3 protein-coding genes are annotated in these 5,300 nt (G+C 72.0%); 1 reads left to right on the forward strand and 2 read right to left on the reverse strand.

Annotation, left to right across the window (positions count from 1 at the left end; translation table 11 throughout):
* Nucleotides 1-213: 213 nt before the first annotated feature.
* Both ABZ453_RS50370 and ABZ453_RS50375 read right to left on the reverse strand, forming a co-directional pair.
* Nucleotides 214-1,521 (reverse strand): lanthionine synthetase C family protein, encoded by a 1,308-nt coding sequence (locus ABZ453_RS50370; RefSeq protein WP_359026701.1) that lies wholly within the window; start codon nucleotides 1,519-1,521, stop codon nucleotides 214-216.
* Nucleotides 1,518-4,682, reverse strand: a complete 3,165-nt coding sequence (locus tag ABZ453_RS50375; protein ID WP_359026703.1) for a lantibiotic dehydratase — start codon at nucleotides 4,680-4,682, stop codon at nucleotides 1,518-1,520. The genes ABZ453_RS50370 and ABZ453_RS50375 overlap by 4 nt, the downstream gene beginning before the upstream one ends.
* Before the next feature lie 243 nt (nucleotides 4,683-4,925).
* Between ABZ453_RS50375 and ABZ453_RS50380 the strand changes: the two genes are divergently transcribed.
* Nucleotides 4,926-5,069, forward strand: coding sequence for a hypothetical protein (locus tag ABZ453_RS50380; protein WP_359026705.1), 144 nt, complete (start codon nucleotides 4,926-4,928; stop codon nucleotides 5,067-5,069).
* Nucleotides 5,070-5,300: the final 231 nt, after the last annotated feature.

The following is a 5,300-nucleotide window of genomic DNA, read 5'->3' on the forward strand; positions in this document are numbered from 1 at the left end:
AGCCGGACGAGGACACAGCGAACGCGGGAGACCAGCGCATCCAACACCGTTCGGGACGCGCGCAGTTCCAGGAGCTGACAGCAAATGTCACCCCTGCACACTGTTTAGGAACGGTTTGCGGTCGATGGGACGTGCCGGGCTCTCCCGGTCATCGGCGATGTGGGCTTTGTACGTCACACCGAGCAGGAGCACATCGGCGCCGTTGACGGAGGCTCAGCACAGCAGTAGGGCGGCCGGCCAAGGTAGTTCGCCGAGCGGCGCGTCCGGGTTCGTCGCGAAGTGCAGGGCGAGCGCAGCGCCCGCCGCCCCGTCGAGGAAACCGGGGCGGTGCACCACGGCGGCGTCTCCAGGGGCGGCGGCGGGCCAGAGGAAGGGGTGTGCCGGGTCCGCCGCGCGTGCCAGGGCGTCGGTCAGCTCCTTTGTCCGCGCTGTCAGTTGCGCTCCCCCGGGCTCGCGGGCCATCAGGGTCACGATCGTGGAGAGCCCTGCCAGGCCGTGGCAGAGCGTGGGGTCCCAGATGGCACGGGCTCCAACCGTCCGGTCGCAGACCGCGGCGACCGCGGCCACCGCCTGGCGGTTCCAGTCCGGCTCCTTCAGCGCCAGTGCGGCCAGTTGGAGGGCGCGGGCGACGCCGGGCGTGCCGTAGCACCAGCCGGCCCGGTCCTCGGCCAGTTCGGGACGGGTACCGGAGGTGGCCGCCAGCTCCGCGTCCAGCGGGACGATGTTGGGCCAGCCGGTGCCGTCAGGGCTGCGGCGGGCCAGCAGCCACTCGACAATGGTATGGATGGCCTGCTCCTGGCCCGGTACGCGCGTACCCGCGCGGTGAGCGAGGGACAGCAGCGCGAGCGGGCCGGGGATGCCATGCGCGAGTCCGGCGTTGAAGTGCCCGCCGGGAATCCCGTCCGGCTCGCTGAGCAGGATCGGGTCGCAGGTCCACCAGCCGGGCACAGTCCTTCCGCCCGGTTCGGTGACCGGGCGGGTGAGTGCGACGAGGTGGGCGAGGACCAGCTCGGTGGTCTCCCGGTGCTCGGGCCCGGCCGCCAGGAGCAGACGGCCGATGCCGGAGTGCCCGGCGACCACGTCGTACCCGGCCATGCCGGCCCCGCCCGTTCCGGCCGCCACCCGGGGCGCGTCCTCCTCCACCAGCTGCCGCGCCAGCAAGGCGACTCGGCCGTCCAGCTTGGTGAGGAGCGCCGCATACTCGCCGGGTCGGGTGACGGCGGCCCTGGCCGTGAAGGCGACTGCGGGCAGCCCCGCGTACAGCCCCTCCCGTGCGGGCCTGCGCACCCCGGTGACCGCCGCCGACAGATGGGCGTGCGCGACCCTGGCGTACCGGGGCTCGCCGTGGGCCAGCGCTGCGAAGAGGAGCCCCACTCCGGCGTAGCCGTCCGCGAGGGACTGGGCGTGCCACAGGGAGTGGGTCCCGGCCCGCTCGGGGGTGTCGACGGCGGTCACCCGTGCGGCCAGCGCGGCCGGGTCGGCCAAGCGCTCCGCGAGCTGCGCGACGAGGTTCTCGTTCATGCTCCGGCGCTTTCCCGGTCGAGGTGCGCCTGGACCGCACCACGGGCCACCGCCAAGGTCTGCGCTTCGGCCGTACGGTCCGTGCCCAGGCGCCGGTTGCAGTGCATATGGACGAGGGAGGCGAGCACCGCGTCCGGGGAGACGCTGAGCGCGCCCCTCTCCTCCGCCGCGCGCACCAGCCGTCCGTAGCGTTCCACCGCCGCGTGCTGCGGCTTTGCCACCGGGTCCGGCCGACCGTCCGGAGTGATCCTGGCGAGCGCCGCTCTCCTGCGTGCAGCGAACGCCTTGTGGTGCTGCTCCCGCTTGGGGTACATACCGGTGAGCCAGCGCCGCCAGTCGCCGCCGTGGCCTCGGCGGAAGGCCCGTACCAGCTCGGTCACGTCGTACGCGGTGGACAGGATCCGGTCGTCGGTGGGGGCCGCGAGCCGGTTCAGCACCAGTTGGCTGTCCGCGTGGAACACCTCCTCGGCCGCGCCGAGCAGCGTCGGGCCACCGTAGCGCTCGGTCTCCGGGACGTAGCTGTCGAGGCGTAGCCCCCGGGCGAGCCCGTCGCCTGCCAGTTGCCCGGCCATGTCGTGGAGTTGGGGCAGGATGATGCCGTTGAGGGTCGCCGGGTCTCCGTGCAGCCGCAGTCGCAGGTGTGGGTCCGGATCCGCGTACCGGATGAAGAACCAGCGGTCGACGCCCTCCGGTCCGGCGGGCGGGGAGCCAAGATCGGTCAGGAAGCGGCGCAACGGCCCGGCCAGGAGTTCGTTCTGACGCTCGGCGGAAGTGTAGAGCGTCGCGTACAGCCAGGGGCCGCCCGGTGCGATCTCGCCGGTGCCGCACCGCACCACCGGTCGCCTGGTGCTCGGGGTGCGTGCGGGCGCCTCGTTCGGTTGCGGCTGGCAGGGCGTGAGCGTTACTACGGCCTCCGCCTCGTGGGCGCCGCCGGGCCCGTGCAGCCACCCGCCGTCGGTGTCCTGGCCCAGTGGCAGCTCGTGGACCACGGCCACGCCGGTCCGCTCGCACTCGCGGTGCAGGATCTCCTGGTGCGCCGGGACGACGAGGTTGAGGGGGATGCGGTGGTCGCCGATGGTGAGTTGGACGTGATCGGGCACACGCCACAGGGCGCGCCACTCGTCGAAGGGCAGGCCGGTCGCCTCCAGCCGCCAGCGGGCCGGACTGAGAACGGTGCGGCCGACACGCACCGTGGGCAGGAACGGCAGGTCCGCTGCGGTCCCCCATTCCCACAGCCGCCACTGCTTGCGGCCGAACGCCGCGGCCTCGATGAGGAAGCGCACCGCGTTGGGTGCGGTCAGTTCGCGGTTGAGCACGTGGAGGGCCAACGGCGTCAATTCGTGGCCCGACTTCGTGGACACGATCCGGAAGCCCTCGGAGTCGGCGCAGACGGCGATCGAGTCGAGTGTGAGTTCGGTGACGCCCGGCACGGCGGGACCGGGGTGGACGCCGACGACCAGGCGTGCGTCCAACCAGGTCGGCACCTGGGCGACGTTGGCGTGCCGGTGGTGCGACGCCTGGTGGTGGACTTGGACGGGCAGCCGTCCGGTGGTCTCGCGTGCGGCCCGCACCGTGTGCCGGATCTGCTCGATCTGCGCAGGCGGGAAGAGGTGAGCGAAGCGGCCCATGAGGCCACCGGACGCGGTGGCCGCACCGCCCAGAACAAGTGTGAAGTCACCTCGGTCCACCGCGGCGGCCGACTCCGCCGCGATCTGCACGACGAGTTCAAGGGCGGGCGGCCGCACGGCGTCGGCTGACTCGTCCCGGTCGGCCGCCTCGAACCTGCGCAGCCATTCCTCGTCCAGGATGACCTCACGAGCCCCGCGCGCCTGCGCCTCGGCCGCGAGTCCCAGCAGCAGGCGCTGGCGTACGGCTCCGAGCGGCGCGGGTCCCGGGTCGGGGCGGTGGCTCGGGGGCAGCCGGTACCCGGCCGGGGCGCCGAGGCCGATGTCGGGGTCGAGGAGTTCCTTGATGGGCACGTGGCGCCCGAGGCCGTACCGCTCCACGAAATCCTGGTGGTATGCGGTCAGCCGGCCCGGTCCCGGGGGCGACAGGCGCCACAGTACGGCGGCGGCGCGCTCCAGTTCCTCGGCCACCGAGCGCGAGAGCACGGCTGTGCCCTCCAGACGCAAGTCCACTTGGACGGCGTTCGCCGGAGCGGCCGAGCGTCCTGCGGCTGAGCCGGGGCCTGCCGCCGCACCTGAGCCGGAGGCCGTGTCGGGACCTGCGGCGGCGCGCTCAAGTGCCGTGCGCCAGGCCGCCCTTCCCTCCCCGAGCGGGGTGCGGCGGTATTCAGCCAACGACTCTCGTAGTGCGGCGATCCACTGGACGGCGGGCGTGGCGGCCGGGAGCAGCGCCTCGACGTGTGCCAGGGGATCGGGAGAGTCCAACGGTGGGCGCAGTTCCGTCAGCAGCATCTCCGCCCCGATCAGCTGGGCGACGAGGCCGGCCACGGCGCCTTCGGGCGCCCCGGGGAAACGCGTTTCGACCTCCCGGACCAGGTCACCGCAGCGGACGGGGCGGGCGGCGGCCTCGGTCACGGCGCGCACGACCGGGGTGTAGCGGAGCGTCCGGGACGTGGGGCGGCTCCCTCCCGCCCGTTCCTGCGGTGCGTCGTGATCGGAGGCGGCGGGGTCCAGGCCCGCTCCGGCCGGGGCGAACGGCAGGACCAAGCGGCCGCCGCGCACGAAGCACAGCCCGTTCACCACCACGCTCAGCCCCAGGTGCACCTCGGGGTCGCGTTCCCACTCGGCGATCAGCCGTGCCAGCCAACCGGCGTCGGGCCGTGCCGCTCTGTGCCCCGCGCCGGTGAGCTCCCCCTTGGTGGCCGCGCCGAAGGAGCCCCACAGGACGCCCGCGAGCAGGCCGAAGGGGGTGGGCCGCGAGGCGGCCCTGAGTAGATAGCGGGTCACAGCCCGGTGGAGCTTGCGCAAATCGGAAGCGGTCACGGGCTCGTCTGCGAGGACGGCGTCGACGGTGCGGGCGAGTGAGGCGCTGGAGACCTCCAGCGCCTCCCGGAATCGCGCGTCGGCGAGCAGCTCCACGAGGTGGGCACGGAGTTCACCGGGCTCCGCGCCGGTCTCGTCCGGCCGGGCCCCCACACCGTCCCGCCAGGTCGCGCGGACCCTCGGCCGGGCCAGGAGCGGTGTCCTCAGAAGCACTCCATCCGCGCAGCGGAACACCTGTTCCGCATTTTGGCCACGCCGCATATCTGCCACGACCCCTAACTTGATGCCGCATGAAACGGATTCAATGATTAGCGATTCCTCTTCCCGGAAATTCGGTCACGCTAACCAACGCAGATCTTCCCCGCACTCCCTTGACTTTCCATGCTATTTGTACGTAGATTCCGCTCCTGTCGCCAAAGGGCGACGATCTGGCAGGTTCCACAGGAAGGAATTCCCATGTCCGAGAACATGACGCAGGATCTCTTCGACATCGATCTCACCGAGACCTTCATCCAGGATGTCGCATCCGAAAGCACGGTCGGCGCCATTTCCGGCGAGGACTCCTGCTTCCGCACCTGCACGACCTGCGCCCTCTGCTGATGTAGGCATGTGAAGGCCGGTTCCGGCGGCAACCCGTACCGCCGGAACCACCGCCGCCGGGGCTGCGGACCTCAGGATTCCGCGGTGCCGCCCTGCACCACCTTTACGTTCGCACCGTCGACGGACGAAGCAACGGGGGTCTTCGAAGTTGAGCGGTGCAGCGTCGGTGTGTGTCTGACTGCCCGTCACAGTCTGTGATGGGTGGGGTGGTTATCGGCCCTGGGCGCAGGA

This window comes from Streptomyces sp. NPDC005799 (assembly GCF_040630525.1).
Classification (GTDB): Bacteria; Actinomycetota; Actinomycetes; order Streptomycetales; family Streptomycetaceae; genus Streptomyces; species Streptomyces griseorubiginosus_B.